Raw genomic sequence first — 21,291 nt, forward strand, 5'->3', positions numbered from 1 at the left:
AAAAAACGCATCAAAATCATTGATACGCTTTTTATTTTCTTCTTATTTATTTTTTAAGCTTCAAAAAAAGCTCTCAAATTTTCCAAGTTCTTTTTGTCGCTTCCCGCAAATATTTGTTTATCGGTGATGAATACAGGACGTTTTAGAAAACTATAATGGTCGAGAATCAAATCTTTGAAATCTTTTTCACCCAATGACTTTGTATCGATTTCTCGCGCTTTTATCTGCGTTGACTTTTTGCTGAACAAGGCTTCATAAGAATTTGTCAACTTATACATTTCTGCCAATTCTTCTGTTGTTACTGGTTCCGATTTTATTTCGCGAAGTTCCCATCCGTTAAGGTCAAACTCTGCCATTATTTTCTTACAGGTTCCGCAAGTTTTAAGATAAAATACTTTTTTCATCATCAATAATGTTTATTTAAAATTTGAAAGTATTGGCTGGAAATTCTTTGTTAACTTCAATTTTAAAAATAGAAAGAACATAGTCGCTGTCTTTTTTTGGAGATGAAGATTCGATGCGGTAAGGCATCAAAATATTTCCTATTTTTTTATAATCGTCGTAGGTAATGGTTTCGTCTTTTTTCATTTCTTTATAAAGCATAAATGTTTTAGCATCGAAATAATAAAGGGTTTTGTTAACATTTTTTGTCAACTCTATTTTAAAATATGTATTGTTTCCGATTTGTTCTTTTCCAAGAAGATTAGCTTCAAAACCTTTGTTTTCCCAATCTATAAAGTCGTTGTCAAAACTCTCCGGAACATAGCTAGGATATTCTTGGATTTTGTTCTGCGCATAGTTCATCGCATAACCTTTTTTCCCGTCGTAACCTTCAACCGTTGTTTCTTTTTGATTAATCATAATCACGGTTTTGGTAAGATTGGGACGTTTTTGATAGATTTTGAAAGGATATTCGTCGTTAACGCCCAAAGTCACGCGACCTTGTAGCATTACAGAGTTTAGAAGTTTCCAGTTGGTAAGTCCGCCGGTTAACTCTATATTTTTGTCAATAATTTCTTTTGCTGTTTGTGCCTGAATAATGCACGATAAAACCACACCAAATACTAATAATAATCTCTTCATTAATTGCAATTAAAAGCCAAATATAAGTTTTTTTGAATGCTTACAAGTTTTGAAAATTATAAAACTTGTTAATTATGTCCAATTATCAGCTTTGCTTTCTCCAGATCTTCTGGCGTATCGATCCCAACGCCGACAAACTGGGTTTCTATTAGTTTAATTTTCATACCATATTCTAGATAGCGGATGCATTCTATTTTTTCCGAAATCTCTAGCGGCTTCATCGCTAATTTTGAAAATTTTATTAAAGCCTCTTTTCTGAAAGCATACACGCCAATATGCTTATAATAGTTGACGTCATAGCTTATTTCCCGATGATACGGAATTACAGAACGACTGAAATACAAGGCAAAACCATTGTTGTCAGTAATAACTTTTACGTTATTAGGGTTTTCAATTTCTGATTTTTCAGTAAGTTCGATTTTCAAAGAAGCCAAAGAAATCTCTTTGTGCGCATCGTTTTTAAACACCTCAATCAGTTGTTTTAAAGGTTCTAGTTTGAGAAAAGGTTCATCACCCTGAACATTGATAACGATGTCACAATCGATATTTTGTACCGCTTCCGCAATTCTGTCGCTTCCCGTTTCGTGTTCGCCCGTCATCACAGCTTTTCCACCGTTATTTTCAATTTCTTTAAAAATAATTTCGGAGTCTGTTGCGACAAAAACGTCTTCGAAAAGTCCTGTGGCAACAACATTTTCGTAAGTTGTCGTAATGATGCTTTTGTCCGCCAATTTTTCCATAAGTTTCCCAGGAAATCTTGTCGAATTATAACGCGCAGGAATAACAGCTATGATTTTCATAATTTTTTTTAAAATGTAACAGTGTAACAATTTGAGTTGATACTGCTACACTGCTATATTATTAGATTAAAGAAATAAGTGCTTTTTCAAGTTTCGGAAGCATTTCTTGGATTTCTTGAACGGAAACGCCACCTACCGAAGCGCGGAACCATGGCTCTGTCGTAGAACATCCAAAGGCCGAAAATGGTACAAAAGCGACGCCGCCTTCACGAATTAAATAAAATACCAAGTCCGAGGAAGATTCTATCGCTGTGCCATTCGGCATTTTTTTCCGAATATAATCCATCTTAATAGTAAGGTACATAGCGCCCATCGGCTGAATACTATCTACTTTTAGTCCTTTTTGTTTCAAATCCTGAATTGCGTTGTGCAGAACTTTTAGGCTGTTTTCTAATTCGCTTTTAAAATGATTAACAAAACGATTCAGTTCCGCAGTATTCTGGTAATAATTGGCGGTTGCTTCTTGCTCTGGTTTTGGTGCCCATGCGCCAATATGTGTATTGAGCGCTTTCATTTTATCGATAATAACAGAAGGGCCAAAACTCCAACCGACTCTAACGCCAGTTGCAGCAAGACTTTTGGAAATTCCGTCGACGAAAATGGTGTATTCTCTCAGTTCTGGAAATAAGGAAACGGGGTTGAAATGCTCTTCGCCAAAAGTCAAATTAGAATAAATCTGATCAAATAATAAATAAAGTGGTTTTTGATCTGCAGAACGACGTTTATTTTCTTCTAAAATCAATTCACAAATACCATATAATTGCGATTTCGTAAACATCGTCCCCGTAGGATTCAAAGGGGAACACAAAGATATAAGAACCGCTTCCGACACATAAGGTTTAATTTCTTCCGCAGTTGGTAAAAAGTTATTCTCTGGTTTTGTTTCCACTTCAATACCTTGCGCAGCAGTCAAGTAGGTATAATGGTTGTTATTCCACGACGGAACTGGATAAATTACTTTATCGCCTTCATCAACGATTGTTTTGTAAATCGCATAAATTAAAGGTCTTGCTCCCGCTGTAATCAAAATATCAGCCGGCGAATAGTCCAGATTCCAACGATTTTTCAAATCCTCGGAAACAGCTTTTCTCAAAGATAAAATTCCGTTAGCTGGTGGGTAATTGGTCTGGTGGTTTTTATAAGCTTTTTCAATTTCTTTTTCCAATAATTCGGGAATTGGGTACAGCTGCGAGTTAAGATCGCCGATGGTAAGATTAGCGATTTTGGCGCCATTTGCCTTCATATCGTTAACTTCGTTACCAATTTTTACAATTTCGGAACCGATTAAGTTGGTAGCTAATTTTGAAACTTTCATTTTGCTTTTTAGGTATTTAGATTTATTCGTATCAGAATTTTTAATTCTATTTTTTAAGAAGAAAACTTCTTTAATTTTCCAATTATAAAGTTATAAAAAACAAAAATTCGGGACTTCAAAAAAATCCCGAATTTGATATTAATTGAGATTTAAGCTCGATTTTACGGCGTCAATCTTTGCTTCTAATCGTGGAAGCTTTTCTACAAAATCTGCTTCTGAACTGATGCTGTCTTTCACAGAAACATAGAATTTAATCTTAGGTTCTGTCCCGGAAGGTCGTACACAAACTTTCGTTCCGTCTTGTGTATAGTATATCAAAACATTGGATTTTGGAATGTCATCCATCACGTTTTTCGCGTTTTTGGAAACGACAAAACAAGTTTGCTCTTTAAAATCTTTAATTTCTTCAACCAATGAACCTGCAATTTCTTTCGGTGGATTTTCGCGGAAGTTTTTCATCATATTCTGAATTTCCTCTGCACCTTCGCGCCCTTTTCTAACAACGTTAACAAGACCTTCGAAATACAAGCCTAAGTCTTGGTAAATCTCGATCATATATTGATACATCGTTTTACCATTGGCTTTGCACCAAGCTGCGATCTCGCAAGCTAACAAAATAGAACCACAAGAATCTTTGTCGCGAACGAAATCTCCTGTCATAAATCCAAAACTCTCCTCGCCTCCACAAACAAATTTTTCTTTGCCTTCGAAATCGCGAATCATCTTACCAATCCATTTGAAACCTGTAAGACCAACTTTGCAATCAACCCCGAATTTTTGAGCGATATCAAAGAAAATATCAGAAGTAACAATCGTAGAACCTATGAATTCTTTTCCCGTAATTTTCCCTTGTTTTTTCCATTGATCTAAGATATAATACGTGAGAATTGTATTGGTTTGGTTTCCGTTTAATAATTGAATTTCATTATCTAAATTTCGTACGGCAATTCCCAATCTATCACCGTCTGGATCGCAACCAATCACGATATCGCCATTGGTAATTTTTGCTAAATCCATTGCCATTTCCAAGGCTGCTGGTTCTTCTGGATTCGGAGATTCCACCGTTGGGAAATTTCCACTCGGAATCATCTGCTCTGTCACCAAATCAACTTTTGTAAAACCCGCTTTTTTCAAGGCTTTCGGAATGGTTGTGTAAGTTGTTCCATGAATAGAAGTGAAAACAATATTCAGATTGTCGCGACCAATATTTTGATACAGCGAGTTTTGCATACAAGCATCGATATAAACATCGTCTTGCTCTTCACCAATCCATTCTATTAAATCATCGTTTCCATTAAATTTAATTTGATCAAACTGCGTTGCATAAACTTCTTTGATAATATTCTCATCATCTGGCGGAACCACTTGCGCACCATCATTCCAATAGACTTTATAACCATTGTATTCTGGTGGATTATGAGAAGCCGTCAACACAATTCCTGCATTACATTTTTTATCACGAACAGTGAAAGACAATTCTGGCGTTGGTCTGTGATTTTTGAATAGTAAAACCTTGATGCCGTTGGCAGTCAAAACATCCGCTACCAGTTTCCCGAACTCCTTTGAATTGTTACGAACGTCATACGCGATAGCCACTTTTATGTCTTGATTCGGAAACTGCTGGTGAAGGTAATTTGCCAAACCTTGCGTCGCTTGCCCTAGCGTATATTTGTTAAGACGATTGGTCCCAACGCCCATTATTCCGCGCATTCCACCAGTACCAAATTCGAGTTCTCGGTAAAAAGAATCTTCTAAATCTGACGCGTTCGCATCGATAAGTTCTTGTACTTTCTCTCTTGTTTCTGCGTCAAATATATCTGTTAGCCACAATTGTGCTTTTTCTAATGTTGTCATCTGTTATTATGTTTTAGTTTAGAACTTTATTTTGCATAGTTGCCTTTTCGGTCACTTTTATTTTTTTTGAAGGATTGCCGTAATATACCAATTTGCTGGTATCGGTCACGCTTCCTTTTATTTCTTCATCGACATTTACTTCTGTATAAGTATTATTTTTCGCGTCCAATTCTAGACTATTAACAAACCAATAAGGCGAAATAATACTGGCTGTATCAGCCGTTTTCACATAAGCTAAATCTGATTTTCCTAAAAGATTGGCGCGGCTTTTTTGGGTCATATTAACCCAAGCTTTCTGCGAAATAACTGCTCCTATGAATTTGGATTGGTCTTGGAGTGTGAGTTTAAAATCATTCACTTTCATTTGGCTCGATATGTTAAGTTCTACAGAATCAGCAAGTTTAACATCGTCAAAAGCATGCTTTCCATAAATGGTTAAATTATAAAAACCGATTTTTTCCGTAGGACGTTTTTCTTTGATATTCAGAACTTTATTAGAAACATTGATTTCTAAATTATCAAAAAAATTGGGTGTGGTCTCAACAGTTACAAAATTGTGAGGGCTTTCCACATAAAAAAGTCTGAATTTACCTTTTGCATCCAATTTGTCAAACTCCGACAATTCCACATCTTTTGCAACAATATCACCTTTCGGTTCAATATTTCCGCACGATGTCAATATTAACATTGACAACATTAAAACGACAAAATTTTTCATGAATTTGTTCATTTTTAAAATTAAATCACCTCTTCTATATTATAATTTTTGTGCTCTCTTTTGGTTCTGATAATCATCTCGCCAAGGAAACCTGCAACAAATAGCAAAGTCCCAAGAATCATCATGGTTAATGCGATATAAAACCAAGGATTAAGCGCTATAAGATGACCATAAACTCCTTTGGAAACATCTATCAATTTAGAAATTCCTAGCCAAAGTGCCGACAAAAATCCAATGATAAACATCAGCGTTCCTGCTGCTCCGAAAAAATGCATCGGTCGACCACCAAAACGACTTACAAACCAAAGCGTTACGAGATCCAGAAAGCCACGAATAAAACGTTCCGTCCCGAATTTTGATGTGCCGTAAGGTCTTGCCTGATGTTGCACTGGTTTTTCGGTAATTCGTCGGAATCCAGCATTGGCAGCCAAAACCGGAATATATCGGTGCATATCACCATAGACATCAATCGATTTTACAACTTGTTTTTTATAAGCCTTTAAACCGCAATTGAAATCGTGAAGATAAACGCCCGAAAGTTTTCTGGCGGCACCATTAAAGATTTTTGATGGAAGATTCTTTGTCATAACGTTATCAAAACGTTTCTTTTTCCAACCCGAAACGATGTCGTAATCGTCTTTAAGAACCATATCGTAAAGTTCTGGAATTTCTTCTGGAAAATCTTGCAAATCAGCATCCATTGTAATGACAACTTCACCCTTAACTTTCTCAAAAGCAGCATGCAAAGCTTGAGATTTCCCATAGTTGCGAGAGAATTTTATCCCATGAATTTGTGGATATTGTACTTTTAAATTTTCGATAATACTCCATGACAAATCTGTACTGCCGTCATCAACAAACCAGACTTCATAAGATAACTGATGCTGTCGGCAAACAGCATCAATTCGGTTGAATAATTCTTCTATGGATTCTTCTTCATTAAGAAGTGGAACTACTATGGATAGATTCATTTAAAATCTTTAATCAGTTTATAATCAGCAAATTATTCGTAACGTTTTTTGTTTTTCAAAAACGCAGCAATAATGATAGACAAAAGTAAATAAAATAATAAGATGCCCCCAAAGAGTTTTCCTAAAAATTCTAACGAAAAATAGTTTCGTTTTTCCTTTAAAGCAATTTCTCTAGCCTCTTTTGCTTCTTTGTAACTTTTCTCCAAATCCATAACTACATTGGGATCTTTGTGATGAGTTGCATCAATTTTTTGTTTTTGATAAGCTTCTTCAAGATTGTTAAGTTCCGTCTGTATATATTGATAATTCAGCAAATCTCTTGCGCTAGTATCAACATAATTGAGAAACAAAAACATGCTTGCCATGGACAAAAAGCCACCTACAAATAATGTTACAAAAGATTGTTTGAAGGCTTGCGGATAAGTTATTCTTGTGCCTTTTCTCAACCGATAAGTGGATATAAAAGCCGTTATACCATAAATGAATGTTAAACCAAATGCATTGATTTTCATACTGGTATCCCAATAATTAGCATTTGCAAAAAAATAATATACGCCAAAGAACAACAACATCGTTATTCCGTATAAAACTAAACCAATAATAACTGGATTTTTCGTCATAATTTTCTTAAGTGTGGGAAAATTGATAATAAAAAGACTTGTTTTTATAATTTAAAAGCTAAATATATTTATTAAAATAAAAAATTATCCATTTTTTTTCAAATTAAAAATCAAGCTATTAGCCTTAAAAAAAACGGTCTTTTCTGATTTTTCTATCATCGTTCTTCCAAATTCATAAATAATTTCTATATTTGCACCGGCAAGTCCTACACAACCAGCTCCTGTGAATCCTCCAGGGTGGGAACGCAGCAAAGGTAAACGGTTGTAGCGGTGTGATGTAGGTAGCTTGCCATTTTTTGTGTCTATACGTTTCGTATTTTCTTTAAGAAATAAGAGATTTTAAAATGAAAAATAAATTTTAAAATCTCTTATTTTTTTTAAAATTCAAATTCCTCTCCTAATTCTGGTAAAACAAAATCAATTCCTGCATCTGCAAAATGTTTCTTGGCATTGTCATGATTAATTTTGATCGGCTCAAATGTATCGAAATGACAACCAATAACTTTAGGCGTTAGCAACAATTCTTTCGCAGCAAAAGCCGCTTTTCTTGGACACATCGTGTAATGACGACCAATCGGAAGAATAGAAACATCCAACTTTCCGAATACTTTCGGGAAAATTGCCATCTCTGCAGAAACGCCTGTATCGCCTGCTAAATAAAGATTTTTGCCTGGCAAACGGAAAATATATCCTGCTGCTAGCCCCCCATAAGTTCCGTCTGGGAAAGAGCTCGTATGACTTGCCGGCACCATAGATATTTTAAGATCATCTATCTTCGCGGATCCTCCAAAGTTAATATCAATATTGTTAGCATGTTTGTAATATCCACAAATCTCTGGTTGTCCAATAACTGTCACTCCAGGATGATTTGCAAGAACTTCTGCCACGTCGGCTGTATGATCGCCATGCGCATGTGTAATCAAAACATAATCAATCTTTTGCGACAAAACATCAAATCCTGTTTTATTTTTTTGAAAGTTATAGAAAGGATCGCTCAGTATTGTTTTTCCGTTGTGTGTGAACAAAAAGCAGTTTTGTCCTAAGAATTTTATTTTCATTTTATTTCTTTTAAAATTTTATTTTTAAAAATTATTCCGATGGAAATTTATCTTCTATCAAATTAAGTTTTACACCATGCTCTAACCAAGCTTTGCAAGCGTCCAAAACCGTTGTAAAACCGCCAGTATTATCATTAATGACATTCAATAACTCCTCGCCTTCTTGGGTATAACCATAACTTTTAATCTGTACCAAAGTTCCGTTTTTCATGGATATAAAGTCATAATCTACGTGTGTTGCAGGATTTCCCCAAAGCGTTTCAATCTTTTGATTGGGGATTATCTTCAGAGTTTGTACTTCTGTTGAAACATTATACATTTCCCAAGTCCAAGTTGTGGTTTCACCCACTTTTAGTTGACCACTTGATTTTGTGAACCAAAATTCAGTTGTGATTTCTGGATCAATGAATGCGTTAAAAACCTCATCAATAGGTTTTCTTATGAGCATTTGACAATTCACAAAAGCCTTGATTTGCATATTTAATTATTTAAAAAAATTAAGTCCGAAAGCTGTTAAAACCGCCATCATAAAGGTTAAAATTCCAACTTGTTTTAGAAAAGGATCAAGCTCTTCATGGGCTTTCACTTGCATAATTTTTCGTCGCAAAGCTGCAAATGGAAACAACAAAATCATAACAATAAATGCATAATAATTACCCGCAGCTTGTAAACCATTAATCATTAAAAAGGTTAAAATCAACAAGATAGGAAGTTGTAACAATAACATTTCGTAAATCATTGCATTTTTAAAACCAAGTCTCAATGCCAAAGTTTTTTTGCCTGAAGCTGCGTCGTTTTCCATATCGCGCATATTGTTGAGATTGAGTACTGCCATACTTAGCATTCCTATAGCAGCACTTGGAATTAATATATCCCAACTAAAACTTTTGGTAAACAAAAAATAACTACCACAAACCGATAGCAATCCGAAAAATATAAAAACGAAAATATCGCCCAAGCCCATGTAACCATAAGGTTTTTTACCAACTGTATAACCAATGGCCGCCAAAATACTGGCAATGCCTAATCCTATGAAAATGTAAAAATCATTCATATAACTAGGAACAAAAGCGACATACAAAAGCGCAATAGTTGCCACAAATGATAAAATTGCCATTATAATGACTGCGTTTTTCATCTGTTTTGGCGTTATCTTCCCGGAAGCCACCGCTCTGGATTCTGCTTCGTTAATTCTCAATTGGTCGGTTCCCTTCACGCCATCGCCATAATCATTAGCAAAATTGGAAAGTATCTGATACAACAAAGTCACCAAAAGTGCCAATGCAAAAACCTTCCAATCCCAAACACCTCCTTCTTCAGACAATCGCCATTTGGCAATAAAAGAACCTAAAATAATTCCACTGAGAGAAAGTGGTAAAGTACGCAGACGTGCTGCTTGTATCCAATGTTTCATTTATTTTTTTAGATATTAGATGTTAGATTTAAAATGTTAGAATAGATCTTTTCGTTCTACATTCTAAATTCTAAGTCTTTTTAAGATATCCATTGATCTTCGCCGAAGTCTGGTTTGCGTTTTTCCAAAAACGCATTTCGACCTTCTTTAGCCTCATCTGTCATATAAGCCAAACGGGTTGCTTCGCCTGCGAAAACTTGTTGACCAACCATACCGTCATCTGTAAGATTCATTGCAAACTTCAGCATTCTGATAGACATTGGAGATTTTCCAAGAATCTCTTGTGCCCACTCATAGGCTGTATCTTCAAGCTCTGCATGAGGAACAACTTTGTTAACCATTCCCATTTCAAATGCTTCTTGTGCAGAATAATTTCTACCTAAAAAGAAAATTTCACGGGCTTTTTTCTGCCCCACCATTTTGGCTAAATAGGCAGAACCATAACCGCCATCAAAACTGGTAACATCCGCATCGGTTTGTTTAAAAATAGCATGCTCTTCACTAGCCAAAGTTAAATCACAAACTACATGCAGCGAGTGTCCGCCACCAACGGCCCAACCCGGAACAACAGCAATAACGACCTTTGGCATAAAACGAATCAAACGTTGGACCTCCAAAATATTAAGACGGTGTCTTCCATCTTCGCCCACATAACCTTTTTGTCCACGTGCTTTTTGGTCGCCACCACTACAAAATGCCCAACCGCCATCTTTAGGACTTGGACCTTCGCCAGACAACAATACCACGCCAATAGATGGATCTTCTGAAGCATCAAAAAAGGCATCATAGAGTTCTGAAGTCGTTTTTGGACGAAAGGCATTTCGTACCTCTGGTCTGTTAAAAGCAATTCTGGCTACGCCACCACATTTTTTGTAGGTAATATCGTCGTATTCTTTAACCGTTTTCCAGTCTATCATTTTAGTAAAATTTGGTGTAAAGATAAGCAGAATTAACGGCTTAGACAATGACATTATGCAGACACTCAACAAAAAATAAGCGCCTCCGACATGATGTCAAAAGGCGCTTTACAATATAATAATTGTGACTGGTCGGTGTTGATTATTTTACCACTTTTATAGCACTTGCTAAAAAGCGTGTTTCTGTTTTTGGCTCTTTTATCGCATCAATTTCTTCTTGCGATTTTTTTGCATCTTCTGCATAATGTTTTAATTCGTTAACAGAAGTCGTTTTGCTTTCAGCATTTCCTTCCATAACAACTGTTTTTCCAACTAAAGCTTCTGGCACGAAGAAAGCATAATCTTTCATTTTTACAAAAAAGTCTTTGCCTTCATCTGATTTTAGTTTTACCCAACATCCTTTTTTTGGACACACTTCTGTAACCGTTCCTTTTACCGCAATGTTTTCAACTTTTGCCTCTTTGGTTAACTTTTTATTAAGATTAGAAACCGAAATGGCTTTTTTCGCAACTTTCGTTTCAACATCTTTTCCGTAGAATTCTCCTACTTTAGCTTCTCCAGCTGGAGGCCCCGCTTGTGCGAATGTCATAACACCAAGACCTAAACCCAATAAAAACAACAGATTTTTCATACGTTTGTTAAATTTTTGTAAATGTAATAAAAATTATTTGGAAACAGTCTTATCTAACTTCTTATTTTTTAGCCAAAGCGACGTGCTCTCGTAGGTTGCGATGGTTTCGTTCTTTAATTTTTCATCAATTTCAGTTCTCGGAATTTCATCAAAATACGGATTAAAATTCGCTGAAATATCATTTTTTTGAAGTTTCAGATCATATTGCTTCACTTTTTTAGTTGGTGAAATAATGGTCAAAATATTATTCTTAATTAATCCTAAATCTTGGTAGGTTGCAATATAAGCACGCGGCTGATAATTGGGTTTAAAAATATCTTGTCCTAAAAATTGACTTTCATAATTGAAATTCATTAAACCAAATAAAGTCGGCATCAAATCTATCTGCGACATCAAAGTATTAACCTGTTTTGCTTCTATAAGTCCTTCGGAGAAAATCATGGCAGGAATTCTATATTTATCCATCGGAAGTTCTGTTTTACCAGCAGAAGAAGCGCAATGGTCCGACACAATGACGAAAATTGTATTCTTGTACCAATCTTGCTTTTTCGCCATTTCGAAGAACTTCTTAATCGAATAATCCGTGTATTTAACGCCGCCATCACGAGATTTTGCCGTTCCCGGAATATCAATTCTTCCGTCGGGATAGGTAAAAGGTCTGTGATTACTCACGGTCATCCAATGGTTAAAAAATGGTTTCCCAGCTTTAGCTTCTTTATTCATTGTTTCGACAGCTTTTTCAGCCATATCTTCATCACTTACGCCCCAAATATTAGCAAATGTAATTTCATTTGGTTTAAAAGCGGCGCGATCCACAATATCATAATTGTTTCCACCAAAGAAATCTTTCATGTTATCAAAATAAGAATCGCCACCATAAAGATATTTGACTTGATAATCTTTGGATTTGAAAACCGATCCCGTCGTGAATTTATTTTTATTATCAATTCTTTTTACCACACTTTCGCCAGCCGTTGGTGGGATGCATAATGTCAAAGCTTCTAGCCCACGAACCGTACGATTCCCCGTTGCATAAAGATTGGTAAACATCATACTTTTGGTGGCCAAACTGTCTAAAAATGGCGTTACATTATTTTGGTTTCCGTAATGTGACATAAAATCCGCAGACAGACTTTCTATAGAGATTAGCACTACGTTTTTTCTAAGTTCGGGATGATCAGAAACCACTGGACGACGAAGCTCTGAAGGTGAAAATTGCTTTAAAAATTCAGTTTGCGCTTGCGCCTCGCCCATACTTGGATAAAATTGTACGTAATCCAGCGATTTCGTATTAAAAGCGGTATAAAATTTTTCTAAGCCATTACTTTTAATCTCTTCCGAAAACGTATTTTGATAATGTATTTTTTTAATTTGACCAATCACGAACAAACTTAGTCCAAACAACACAATATAAGTGGCTACAAAAAGCATTTTCTGCACAAAATTAGGAAGTGTTAAAAGTTCGGATTTGGTCCTATTATGAATGAAAATTGTAACCAGAATTGCTATGGAAATCATCACCGAAAACAACGGAACAACAGGATAAGATTCCATAATATTTCCGATAACCTCGTTGGTATAAATCAAATAATCTACAGCGATAAAGTTGTATCGAACCCCGAACTCGTTCCAGAAAAAATACTCGCTTACTGCATTTTGAATAATCAAAAACACATACAAAAAAAGTGTGATAAAATAAAGTATATTCCTGAAGCGCACACGCTGGTTAGGAACAAAAAGTAATAATCCGAAAAGAATTGTTTTTAAACCCACAAAAATTAAAGCAATTTCCGCTACAGATCCGCCATATTGTTTAAAAATATTATTGGGGACAAATGCAATATACAATGCAAATGCTAACAACAATCCAAAAATAATATAGCCCCAAGGTTTATCATATTTAGAATTTGATAAAAACAAAAAGTAAATGACCAAAAAAACAGAAGCTACAGAAAAAATGAAAATATCGTTAATCATCCCAAGTAGAATGACACCGATACTCTCAAAAAAGCCAAAGCTACTTGTGGTTATTGGATGAAAAATAAAGACGATTCTCAACAAAAATGAGATTAAAAGATAAAACGCACCGAGGTAAAAAAATGCTTTCAGTTTTTTGATATCCATGTTAGATTTTAATATAGTTTTTCGACCTCGCAAGATAATATTTTATTAATAATATTAGATTTTAAATATTAGATGTAACAAAATGACAATTCTGGTTGTCTAACTATATATTAATACAAATCATTAAACAATATTTACACATGAAAACAAATAAAATTTGCCTCGTATTATTAGTATTAAGCTTATCATTAAGCGCATGTAACTATTCAAAATCCAATGGCGAATCCGAGTTCAGCGTTGGCGGTTTTTCCTTGGGAAGCAGTGAAGGAAAAGGTGCATTAATAGACAAAACTTTCAATTTCAATTTTGATGAAATTAAAACCTCGAATTCTTTGGATGTAGAAATTGTAAAATCCAACACCGAAAAAATCGTTGTCAACGCGCCATCTGACATTATTGACAAAATTGAAGTAACGCAAGAAGGATCCACAGCCATTATCCGCGTTGCAAAAGGCGTGAGAAACCTTTCCACCAACCGTGTTCGCGTGAAAGTCTATGCCAAAGATTTTTCTAAATTATCCACTTCTTCTAGTTCGACAGTTAAAGTACTAGACAGCTTCAAATCTGACAAATTTGATATCCAGGCGTCCAGCTCTTCAACGATAAAAGGCGATTTTGACGCAGCTAATGTTTCTATCCAAGTCAATAGCAGCGCCGATTTTTATGGTCAAGTCATTGCGAAAAATGTTGTCGCACAAGTTTCTTCTTCTGGAACATTAAGCATGAAAGGCCGTTCGGAAAATTTGTCAGGTCAAGCCTCATCTTCTGGTGATTTGGAAGCAGCAGAATTTACAGCTGACACGGCAACATTACAAGCCTCATCATCAGGAGGCATAAAAGTTGGTGTGAGAAATTCCGTAACTGGAAGCGCCTCATCAAGTGCTGACATAGTTGTTCTTAAACGTGGCGACCTTAAGAATGTCACTGTAAAAGAAAGCAGTTCTGGCTCGGTAAGCGTTAAGTAAAACTAATTTTTGTCTTATTTCTGAAATTTGGCACACAATTGTCTATTTAGAATTTAACTTCTAAAAACAAAAAGTATCTAAAAAATTGAACTAGAAAAGAATAATATGAAAAAAATATTAGAAAAGACGACGTTGTTGGGGATTTCATTATTCACGTTTGGAATCTCGTTTGCCCAAAAGATTGATCAAAAATCACAAAGCATTTTGGATGCGGTAACGTCAAATTATAAAAGTAAAAAAAACACCTACTTCAAATTTACTTACGGTTCTGGAACTGGACAAGTAACCAAAGCAGAAACAGGAATTTTTTATTCTAGTGATGATAAGTACAAACTTAAAATCATGGGTATAGAACAAATATTCGACGGTAGCAAAGTTTACAACATCAATGATAGCGACAAAGAAGTAACCATTGCAAAACCTAATGATAACGACGTCATGTTTTCGCCACTTAGTTATCTAGAATCTTATAAAAAAGATTACAATGTAACTTATGTTGGTAAGAAAAATGTCAATGGTAAATCTTTGGATTATATCAAAATGACACCAGTAAAAGACAATGGGCTGAAACAGGTTAATCTCTATGTCAACACACCACAAAAAAAATTGGTGAAACTGGAGCAAATCGCAACGAACAACCAAATCGCGACTATTAACATTAGCGATTACAAAGAAAATCAAAATTTGTCATCGGGTATTTTTAGCTTTGATAAATCCAAATATGCCAAATATTTAATTACAGAACTTTAATTATTAAGTTCAACCAAAATATAAAAAGTCATAATGTCTTTCGCATTATGACTTTTTTGCTGTATTTTTGAAACCAAATTAGATAATTTTTCCATTTGAAAAAGTTAGACCAATATATCATTAAAACTTTTTTCGGGCCATTTTTTTTCATTTTTAGTGTCCTATTTTTTATCTTCATTGTTAACATCATTTGGGTGCAGATGTCGCAATTTACAGGTAAAGGCCTGAGTTATTGGGAGATTATCAAATTTTTGTTTTACATGAGTGCGAGCGTTGTGTCGATGGTATTGCCACTTACGATACTACTTTCGTCGATTATGACCTTTGGTGATTTTGGCGAACGCTACGAACTTGCAGCCATGAAAGCCGCAGGCATCAGCCTTACAAGAGTTATGGCGCCTTTGTTCATCACCGCAACTTTTCTCTCGTTGTTGCTATTTGGCTTTTCCAATAATATTATCCCCGATTTTCAGAGGAAAGCGAAGAATATGTTATTCAACATTGTTTCTAGCAAACCAGCTCTTAACTTTACACCGGGTGTTTTCATCGATCAAATCTCAGGATTCTCTGTTAAATTTGATAAAATAACGGGCGAAAATGGTGAAAACCTAGAAGGTGTTTTTCTTCATAAAAACTCCAATTCTTACGAAAATCAACAAACGGTAATTTCTAAAAGTGGTCGTTTTGCAAAAGCGGTTGATCCTAATTATTTGAAGTTAATCCTTTACAATGGTTACGTTTATGAAGATGAAATGAACAACAAAACCTATCAGGAACGTCTTAATCAACCCAATCAGGCTATAAAATTTGATACTTTAGTCTATCATTTCGATATCAGCGAACTCATCAATCAAGCTATTGAAAACGAAAGAATAACAGATGATTATCGTTTTCAAAGTTACGCGGAAGTTGCCGAAACTCTTGAGAAAACAAATGCTAATAACAAAATTAGCGTTAACAGCATTGCCAATCAGTCCATGTTGATGGTCAACGCTTATGTGCCATACCTTGATGATAAAAAAAATAAAACCAAAGCAACGCCCAATTTCACCGCAGATAAATTAGAGCAAGATAAAAAACTTGAAGTTTTGTATAACGCCTATGCGAAACTTAACAATCTGAAAGACACCAACCGAATGTCGCAAGATCAAGTTTTAGAAATGAAAAAATATAAAAACAAAGTTATCATCTATCAACAACGGATTATATCTTTCTCTGTGACTTGTATTATTTTCTTTTTAATTGGCGCCAGCTTAGGTTCCATTATTAGAAAAGGCGGCATGGGACTTCCCGTAGTTATCGCCATTGTTATTTTTATCATTTTCTACGTGATTAACCTGAGTGTCGAAAACCTTTCTTGGAAAGGCGAACTCGATCCTTATTTAGCGACTTGGTTCCCGAATATCATATTGTTCCCATTCAGTATTTGGTTGACTTACAAAGCACTTACCGACTCTCAACTATTTGATATTGAAAAATATAAAGCTTTATTAAAACCAATTACCCAGCGTTTTTCAAAGAATAAAGAACATCAACGTTATCAATAATTGTGTATGGAATTTTCGTTGCAAACCCGTTTAGAAAATGAGATTTTAATCCTTGAACCGCTTTCAAAAGAAGATGTTGAAGCTATATATGCGGTTGCTTGCGAAAAGGAAATTTGGGCGCAACATCCCAATCCCGACCGCTATAAAAGAGCAGTTTTTGAAAACTTTTTTCAAGGCGCTATGCAAAGTGGCGGTGCTTTTAAAATCATTGATAAGAAAAGTGGAAAAGTTGCAGGCAGCACGAGGTTTTATGATTATAATGCGGAAGACAAAAGCATCTTAATCGGTTATACGTTTTACGGAACCCAATTTTGGGGAACAGGCATTAACCATTCTGCCAAAAAGTTGATGATGGCGTATATTTTCCAGTTTGTTGACAAAGTTATCTTCCATATTGGTGCAACTAATTTGCGCTCTCAAATTTCTATTGAACGACTTGACGCGCAAAAAATAGGTGAAGAAGAAGTTGTTTATTTTGGTGAAACTTCAAAACTTAATTTTGTATATCAAATCACAAAAGAAGATTTTTTAAAATCATCTTAATCCTATTTAAAATACATTTATTTCCGAGCCAATTGTACAATTTTCTGAATTAAAGTAATTACCAAAACCATAGCAGTTCCCACCACAATACCGAATCCAAACTCTTTAATTATATCTGGAACATTCGGAAAAAGATGATGGAAATAATCGATGTTGTGGAGGAAGATTCCACCAGAAACCAATAACAAAGCTATCGTCCCAACAACGCCCAATATCTTAATAACGACTGGTAAAAGTTTTACCAAAAAATGTCCTATTTTCGAAAAAACACCCCGGTTGTTGGATTTATCAATTAATTTGAATCCAGCGTCATCCATCCTTACAATCAGCGCAACAATACCATAAACGCCGACAGTAGCCAAGACAGAAACAATACAAACCGTTACAATTTGGATATTCAGAGGTTGTTTTAAAACCGTTCCCAGCGCGATAATCACAATCTCGATTGACAAAATAAAATCTGTGGTAATTGCCGCTTTTATTTTTGCTTTTTCTTGTTGTTCTGGGAGTTGATGTTCAAGAACTTCGGTAATATTGTTATCCGTTTGTTCAATTTCTTTTTTATGAAACAGAAAATGAAAAATCTTTTCCATACCCTCAAAAGCCAGATAACAACCTCCGGCAATTAATACATATTTAATAACAATTGGAAAAAAAGCATTCAGCAACAAAGCAATCGGAACAATTATCAACTTGTTGAGAAACGAACCTTTTGTAATAGCCCAAAGTACAGGAATCTCGCGGGAAGACTCAAAACCTGTCGCTTTTTCAGCATTAACAGCGAGGTCATCACCCAGAATTCCTGCGGTTTTTTGTGTCGCCACCTTACTTGCCACAGCCACATCATCCATGAGTGCTGCAAGGTCGTCCAATATTGCAAAAAAGCCTGAAGCCATAATTTTTTATTAAATTTTATTCTGCAAAAATATTAAATGCTCAAAAACAATTGAACAATTACCGCTATTATTTTTTGAAATAGCATTACAGATTTTCAATGTTTGTGATTAATTGGCCAACAACTTCATCCGTGGTCGCCCAAGAGCAAATCAACCGAATGGCAGAATGTTCTGCATCAATCTGTTGCCAGATATAAAAATCAAATTCGTGTTGTAAAATTTTGATATGGTCATTTTTAAGAATCGGAAAAATCTGATTGCTCAAAGAATTTGTCAAAAAAGATACATTTTTCTTTTCAAAAGCCGACTTTATCTTTTGGGTTTGTCGATTGGCATGTTTTCCCAATTCGAGATACAAATCATCTTTCAAAAGCTCCAGAAACTGAATGCCCAACAATCTGCCTTTCGCCAACATCGCACCTTTTTGTTTGATAACAAAAGGAAAATCTTCGCTTAATTTTTCGTTATTAAAAATAATCGCTTCGCCTATTAAAGCGCCATTTTTGGTTCCTCCAAAATAAAAAACATCAGAATTTTTCGCGATAATTTCCAAACTTAATTCAGCCTCAGGAATCGCAATGGCTTGTGACATTCTAGCGCCATCAATAAAAAGATAAAGATTTTTGGATTGACAAAATTGATACAACTTTTCCAATTCTGTTTTAGAATAATGTGTTCCAATTTCGGTGGTATTTGAAATATAAACCAGCTTTGGTCGCACCTGATGAGGAATGTTTTGGTGTTTGTCCAAAACCACTTGTATATTGCTGGGTGTAATCTTTCCATCTTTAGTTTGAATGAGATTAATCTTATGCCCAACCGCTTCTATGGCGCCCGTTTCGTTGGTTTGGATATGTCCAAAATCCGCTGATATAACGCTTTCAAAAGGTTTTAACAAAGAAGAAATCACCAACAAATTAGCCTGCGTTCCGCCACTTACGAAATATACGCCAGCATTTTCATTTTTTATTTTTTCCTGAAACAATTTTGCAGCTTGTTGGCAATATTCATCTTGTCCATAGCCCAATTGCTGTGTATCGTTAGTAGCTATCAAGGCTTGCAAAATCCGAGGATGACAAGCTTCTGTATAATCATTTTTAAAAGAATATTTCATTGATATCTTATCGTTCTACAATTTGTTTCTGGACCATTCGCTCCAAGATCCGACATAAAGATTTGGAATTTCAAAACCAGCTTCGTTCATCGCCAACAGCGTATGGCAAGCTGTTACACCCGATCCACAATGCACAATAATATTTTCTTTAGAAAAATCGTGGAACAGCTTTTCATATTTTTCATGCAATTCTTCAGGTGTTTTAAAATTTCCATTCTCGTCTAGATTTTCAGCAAACGGAATGTTAATCGCATTGGGAATATGCCCCGCCACCAAATCGATAGGTTCGGTAATCCCGTTATAGCGTTGTGCTTCGCGAACATCGATGATTACAGCATTTTTTTTCAAAGTAGCTGTTTCTACTTCATCGATATTTTTTTGTGGAAGTTTCCAATCTGTAATTGGATAATTGCTTTTTTGATATTTAAAATTTCCCGATTCGGTTTCTAAATTTTCCGAAATAGCTCGTTGAAGTCCACCATCCAAAACCTGAACTTTCTCGTGACCAAAAGCTTTTAGCATCCACCAAAATCTCGCAGCGGCATTACCGCCATTTTTATCATCATAAATAATAACATGTGATTGCGGCGAAATTCCCAAATCGCCTAAAGTCTGTGCAAATTTTTCTGGGCTTGGCAAAGGGTGACGTCCACCATTTTCAAAATTACCAATTTCTGCTAAATCACTATCTAGACTCACATAAACAGCATTTTTGAGATGTTCTTTTTCGTAGTTTTCAAAAGCATTTAAACCTGTTCTCACATCAAAAATTCTGAGTTCTGGACTGTCTTTTATTGTATTAAAACATGGTATTCTTAAAATCGGTTTCATGGGTGAAAATTTTATAGAACTAAATTAAGTATTTATTGACGTTACACGAAATAAAATATTGAAAATTATTTAGGATTCCAAGCGCAGTCGGGCTAGATTATTTGGTTTAAAAATTTCGAAAAGCAACAAAATTTAATTAGATTTGTCATAACTAAAAAGTAATTATGAACACGGCTACAGAACGCATTCTTATCACCGGTGCTCTGGGACAAATAGGCACTGAACTTACCCTAAAACTTGTAGAACTCTATGGCAAAGAAAATGTCTTCGCATCTGGACTAGACAAATGGAAAGAAGGGATTACCGAAGCGGGACATTATGAAAGATTGGACGTTTCCAATTTTGAAGCAATGACCGACTTTATCAAAGAACATCAAATTACAACGGTGTACCACTTAGCTTCTCTCCTATCCGGAACTTCGGAAAAGCAACCTCTTTTCGCCTGGAAACTTAACCTAGAACCACTTATCCACCTTTGCGAATTGGCAAAACAAGGTGTTATTAATAAAATATTTTGGCCAAGCTCCATCGCAGTTTTTGGAAAAGGTATTCCTAAAGAAAATGTAGGACAAGAGGTGGTTCTTAATCCTTCTACAGTCTACGGAATTTCGAAAATGGCTGGTGAAAAATGGTGCGAATATTATTTTGAAAAATATAATGTTGACATCAGAAGTATCCGTTATCCAGGTTTGATTTCTTGGAAAGCGCCGGCTGGCGGGGGAACAACAGATTATGCGGTAGAAATTTTCTACGAAGCGGTAGAGAACGGTAGCTACACAAGCTTCATCAAAGAAGATACGAAAATGCCAATGCTGTACATGGATGATGCGATAAACGCAACAATCAAATTGATGACGGCACCAAAAGAACAAGTTAGGGTAAGAACTTCTTATAATCTTGGCGGGATGAGTTTCAATCCTAAAGAATTGTCAGAAGAAATAAAAAAAATCATGCCTGAATTTACTATTAAATACGAACCCGATTTCCGTCAAGCGATTGCAGATTCTTGGCCAGCAAGTATTGATGATTCTGTAGCAAAACAAGATTGGGGACTTAGTTATGATTTTGATATCGAAAGCATGTCAAAAGATATGATTAAAAACCTAAAAATAAAATTGGCTAAATAAGTCAAAACCTGTT

General features: G+C 35.3%; 22 protein-coding genes and 1 other RNA gene. 6 read left to right on the forward strand and 17 right to left on the reverse strand.

From position 1 onward, the window contains the following. Positions 1-53 precede the first annotated feature (53 nt). The 8 genes from ACVFVN_RS04450 to ACVFVN_RS04485 form a co-directional block, all read right to left on the reverse strand. Positions 54-404 (reverse strand): arsenate reductase family protein, encoded by a 351-nt coding sequence (locus tag ACVFVN_RS04450; protein ID WP_456234386.1) that lies wholly within the window; start codon positions 402-404, stop codon positions 54-56. Positions 405-420: 16 nt separating this feature from the next. Continuing rightward, on the reverse strand, positions 421-1,083 hold the full coding sequence (locus tag ACVFVN_RS04455; protein WP_165131963.1) for a LolA-like protein: 663 nt from the start codon (positions 1,081-1,083) through the stop codon (positions 421-423). Positions 1,084-1,151: 68 nt separating this feature from the next. Continuing rightward, complete coding sequence (gene kdsB, locus ACVFVN_RS04460) at positions 1,152-1,883, reverse strand: 3-deoxy-manno-octulosonate cytidylyltransferase (protein ID WP_165131966.1); 732 nt, start codon at positions 1,881-1,883, stop codon at positions 1,152-1,154. Between the two features lie 61 nt (positions 1,884-1,944). After that, entirely contained in the window at positions 1,945-3,198 is a 1,254-nt protein-coding gene (locus ACVFVN_RS04465; protein WP_456234358.1) for a pyridoxal phosphate-dependent aminotransferase, read from the reverse strand. Between the two features lie 138 nt (positions 3,199-3,336). Beyond that, on the reverse strand, positions 3,337-5,052 hold the full coding sequence (locus tag ACVFVN_RS04470; RefSeq protein ID WP_456234359.1) for a phospho-sugar mutase: 1,716 nt from the start codon (positions 5,050-5,052) through the stop codon (positions 3,337-3,339). A gap of 13 nt (positions 5,053-5,065) precedes the next feature. Then, entirely contained in the window at positions 5,066-5,782 is a 717-nt protein-coding gene (locus ACVFVN_RS04475; protein WP_456234360.1) for a GIN domain-containing protein, read from the reverse strand. An 8-nt stretch (positions 5,783-5,790) separates the two neighbouring features. Then, positions 5,791-6,741, reverse strand: coding sequence for a glycosyltransferase family 2 protein (locus ACVFVN_RS04480; protein WP_456234361.1), 951 nt, complete (start codon positions 6,739-6,741; stop codon positions 5,791-5,793). 32 nt (positions 6,742-6,773) lie between these two features. Further along, entirely contained in the window at positions 6,774-7,361 is a 588-nt protein-coding gene (locus ACVFVN_RS04485) for a DUF4199 domain-containing protein (protein ID WP_456234362.1), read from the reverse strand. Positions 7,362-7,558: 197 nt separating this feature from the next. Here ACVFVN_RS04485 and ffs point away from each other — a divergent pair. Further along, positions 7,559-7,656, forward strand: an RNA gene (gene ffs / locus ACVFVN_RS04490) — signal recognition particle sRNA small type. An 82-nt stretch (positions 7,657-7,738) separates the two neighbouring features. On the opposite strand, the gene ACVFVN_RS04495 is transcribed toward ffs, so the two are convergent. From ACVFVN_RS04495 to ACVFVN_RS04520, 6 genes are all read right to left on the reverse strand, one after another. Then, on the reverse strand, positions 7,739-8,419 hold the full coding sequence (locus ACVFVN_RS04495; protein WP_456234363.1) for a metal-dependent hydrolase: 681 nt from the start codon (positions 8,417-8,419) through the stop codon (positions 7,739-7,741). Positions 8,420-8,450: 31 nt separating this feature from the next. Then, positions 8,451-8,897: an SRPBCC family protein gene (locus ACVFVN_RS04500; protein ID WP_165131987.1), complete on the reverse strand. Its 447-nt coding sequence runs from the start codon at positions 8,895-8,897 to the stop codon at positions 8,451-8,453. Between the two features lie 6 nt (positions 8,898-8,903). Then, positions 8,904-9,833, reverse strand: coding sequence for a 1,4-dihydroxy-2-naphthoate octaprenyltransferase (gene menA / locus ACVFVN_RS04505; RefSeq protein ID WP_456234364.1), 930 nt, complete (start codon positions 9,831-9,833; stop codon positions 8,904-8,906). 80 nt (positions 9,834-9,913) lie between these two features. Further along, positions 9,914-10,750, reverse strand: coding sequence for a 1,4-dihydroxy-2-naphthoyl-CoA synthase (locus ACVFVN_RS04510; RefSeq protein WP_165131992.1), 837 nt, complete (start codon positions 10,748-10,750; stop codon positions 9,914-9,916). 142 nt (positions 10,751-10,892) lie between these two features. Beyond that, complete coding sequence (locus ACVFVN_RS04515; protein ID WP_165131995.1) at positions 10,893-11,381, reverse strand: DUF4920 domain-containing protein; 489 nt, start codon at positions 11,379-11,381, stop codon at positions 10,893-10,895. A gap of 33 nt (positions 11,382-11,414) precedes the next feature. After that, a complete protein-coding gene (locus ACVFVN_RS04520) occupies positions 11,415-13,505 on the reverse strand; it encodes an LTA synthase family protein (RefSeq protein WP_456234365.1) in 2,091 nt (696 codons plus the stop codon). Positions 13,506-13,645: 140 nt separating this feature from the next. Between ACVFVN_RS04520 and ACVFVN_RS04525 the strand changes: the two genes are divergently transcribed. The 4 genes from ACVFVN_RS04525 to ACVFVN_RS04540 all read left to right on the forward strand — a co-directional run bounded on the left by ACVFVN_RS04525 (position 13,646) and on the right by ACVFVN_RS04540 (position 17,310). After that, the gene (locus tag ACVFVN_RS04525) at positions 13,646-14,470 is read left to right on the forward strand and encodes a GIN domain-containing protein (protein ID WP_456234366.1); all 825 of its coding nucleotides are present in this window, start codon (positions 13,646-13,648) and stop codon (positions 14,468-14,470) included. Positions 14,471-14,575: 105 nt separating this feature from the next. Then, complete coding sequence (locus ACVFVN_RS04530; protein ID WP_456234367.1) at positions 14,576-15,220, forward strand: LolA family protein; 645 nt, start codon at positions 14,576-14,578, stop codon at positions 15,218-15,220. A 95-nt stretch (positions 15,221-15,315) separates the two neighbouring features. After that, entirely contained in the window at positions 15,316-16,767 is a 1,452-nt protein-coding gene (locus ACVFVN_RS04535; RefSeq protein ID WP_456234368.1) for an LptF/LptG family permease, read from the forward strand. 6 nt (positions 16,768-16,773) lie between these two features. Beyond that, positions 16,774-17,310: a GNAT family N-acetyltransferase gene (locus tag ACVFVN_RS04540; protein WP_456234369.1), complete on the forward strand. Its 537-nt coding sequence runs from the start codon at positions 16,774-16,776 to the stop codon at positions 17,308-17,310. Between the two features lie 17 nt (positions 17,311-17,327). Here the strand turns inward: ACVFVN_RS04540 and ACVFVN_RS04545 are convergent, their stop codons facing one another. The 3 genes from ACVFVN_RS04545 to ACVFVN_RS04555 form a co-directional block, all read right to left on the reverse strand. Continuing rightward, positions 17,328-18,206 (reverse strand): DUF808 domain-containing protein, encoded by an 879-nt coding sequence (locus tag ACVFVN_RS04545; RefSeq protein WP_165132013.1) that lies wholly within the window; start codon positions 18,204-18,206, stop codon positions 17,328-17,330. An 85-nt stretch (positions 18,207-18,291) separates the two neighbouring features. After that, complete coding sequence (locus tag ACVFVN_RS04550) at positions 18,292-19,320, reverse strand: threonine aldolase family protein (RefSeq protein WP_456234370.1); 1,029 nt, start codon at positions 19,318-19,320, stop codon at positions 18,292-18,294. A 15-nt stretch (positions 19,321-19,335) separates the two neighbouring features. Then, positions 19,336-20,151: a sulfurtransferase gene (locus ACVFVN_RS04555; protein WP_456234371.1), complete on the reverse strand. Its 816-nt coding sequence runs from the start codon at positions 20,149-20,151 to the stop codon at positions 19,336-19,338. 164 nt (positions 20,152-20,315) lie between these two features. On the opposite strand from ACVFVN_RS04555, the gene ACVFVN_RS04560 reads away from it, so the two are divergent. Beyond that, positions 20,316-21,278: an NAD-dependent epimerase/dehydratase family protein gene (locus ACVFVN_RS04560; RefSeq protein ID WP_456234372.1), complete on the forward strand. Its 963-nt coding sequence runs from the start codon at positions 20,316-20,318 to the stop codon at positions 21,276-21,278. The last annotated feature ends 13 nt before the right edge of the window (positions 21,279-21,291 follow it).

The sequence above is a fragment of the Soonwooa purpurea genome, assembly GCF_053891095.1.

What these genes read in the sequence shown, in the direction of transcription:
- ACVFVN_RS04470 (WP_456234359.1), bottom strand. Translation starts at nt 5,052, where the DNA reads ATGACAACATTAGAAAAAGCACAATTGTGGCTAACAGATATATTTGAC.
- ACVFVN_RS04545 (WP_165132013.1), bottom strand. Translation starts at nt 18,206, where the DNA reads ATGGCTTCAGGCTTTTTTGCAATATTGGACGACCTTGCAGCACTCATG.
- ACVFVN_RS04480 (WP_456234361.1), bottom strand. Translation starts at nt 6,741, where the DNA reads ATGAATCTATCCATAGTAGTTCCACTTCTTAATGAAGAAGAATCCATA.
- ACVFVN_RS04520 (WP_456234365.1), bottom strand. Translation starts at nt 13,505, where the DNA reads ATGGATATCAAAAAACTGAAAGCATTTTTTTACCTCGGTGCGTTTTAT.
- ACVFVN_RS04465 (WP_456234358.1), bottom strand. Translation starts at nt 3,198, where the DNA reads ATGAAAGTTTCAAAATTAGCTACCAACTTAATCGGTTCCGAAATTGTA.
- menA (WP_456234364.1), bottom strand. Translation starts at nt 9,833, where the DNA reads ATGAAACATTGGATACAAGCAGCACGTCTGCGTACTTTACCACTTTCT.
- ACVFVN_RS04495 (WP_456234363.1), bottom strand. Translation starts at nt 8,419, where the DNA reads ATGAAAATAAAATTCTTAGGACAAAACTGCTTTTTGTTCACACACAAC.
- ACVFVN_RS04560 (WP_456234372.1), top strand. Translation starts at nt 20,316, where the DNA reads ATGAACACGGCTACAGAACGCATTCTTATCACCGGTGCTCTGGGACAA.
- ACVFVN_RS04555 (WP_456234371.1), bottom strand. Translation starts at nt 20,151, where the DNA reads ATGAAACCGATTTTAAGAATACCATGTTTTAATACAATAAAAGACAGT.
- ACVFVN_RS04450 (WP_456234386.1), bottom strand. Translation starts at nt 404, where the DNA reads ATGAAAAAAGTATTTTATCTTAAAACTTGCGGAACCTGTAAGAAAATA.
- ACVFVN_RS04515 (WP_165131995.1), bottom strand. Translation starts at nt 11,381, where the DNA reads ATGAAAAATCTGTTGTTTTTATTGGGTTTAGGTCTTGGTGTTATGACA.
- ACVFVN_RS04500 (WP_165131987.1), bottom strand. Translation starts at nt 8,897, where the DNA reads ATGCAAATCAAGGCTTTTGTGAATTGTCAAATGCTCATAAGAAAACCT.
- ACVFVN_RS04550 (WP_456234370.1), bottom strand. Translation starts at nt 19,320, where the DNA reads ATGAAATATTCTTTTAAAAATGATTATACAGAAGCTTGTCATCCTCGG.
- ACVFVN_RS04530 (WP_456234367.1), top strand. Translation starts at nt 14,576, where the DNA reads ATGAAAAAAATATTAGAAAAGACGACGTTGTTGGGGATTTCATTATTC.
- ACVFVN_RS04525 (WP_456234366.1), top strand. Translation starts at nt 13,646, where the DNA reads ATGAAAACAAATAAAATTTGCCTCGTATTATTAGTATTAAGCTTATCA.
- ACVFVN_RS04455 (WP_165131963.1), bottom strand. Translation starts at nt 1,083, where the DNA reads ATGAAGAGATTATTATTAGTATTTGGTGTGGTTTTATCGTGCATTATT.
- ACVFVN_RS04510 (WP_165131992.1), bottom strand. Translation starts at nt 10,750, where the DNA reads ATGATAGACTGGAAAACGGTTAAAGAATACGACGATATTACCTACAAA.
- ACVFVN_RS04485 (WP_456234362.1), bottom strand. Translation starts at nt 7,361, where the DNA reads ATGACGAAAAATCCAGTTATTATTGGTTTAGTTTTATACGGAATAACG.
- ACVFVN_RS04475 (WP_456234360.1), bottom strand. Translation starts at nt 5,782, where the DNA reads ATGAACAAATTCATGAAAAATTTTGTCGTTTTAATGTTGTCAATGTTA.
- ACVFVN_RS04540 (WP_456234369.1), top strand. Translation starts at nt 16,774, where the DNA reads ATGGAATTTTCGTTGCAAACCCGTTTAGAAAATGAGATTTTAATCCTT.
- kdsB (WP_165131966.1), bottom strand. Translation starts at nt 1,883, where the DNA reads ATGAAAATCATAGCTGTTATTCCTGCGCGTTATAATTCGACAAGATTT.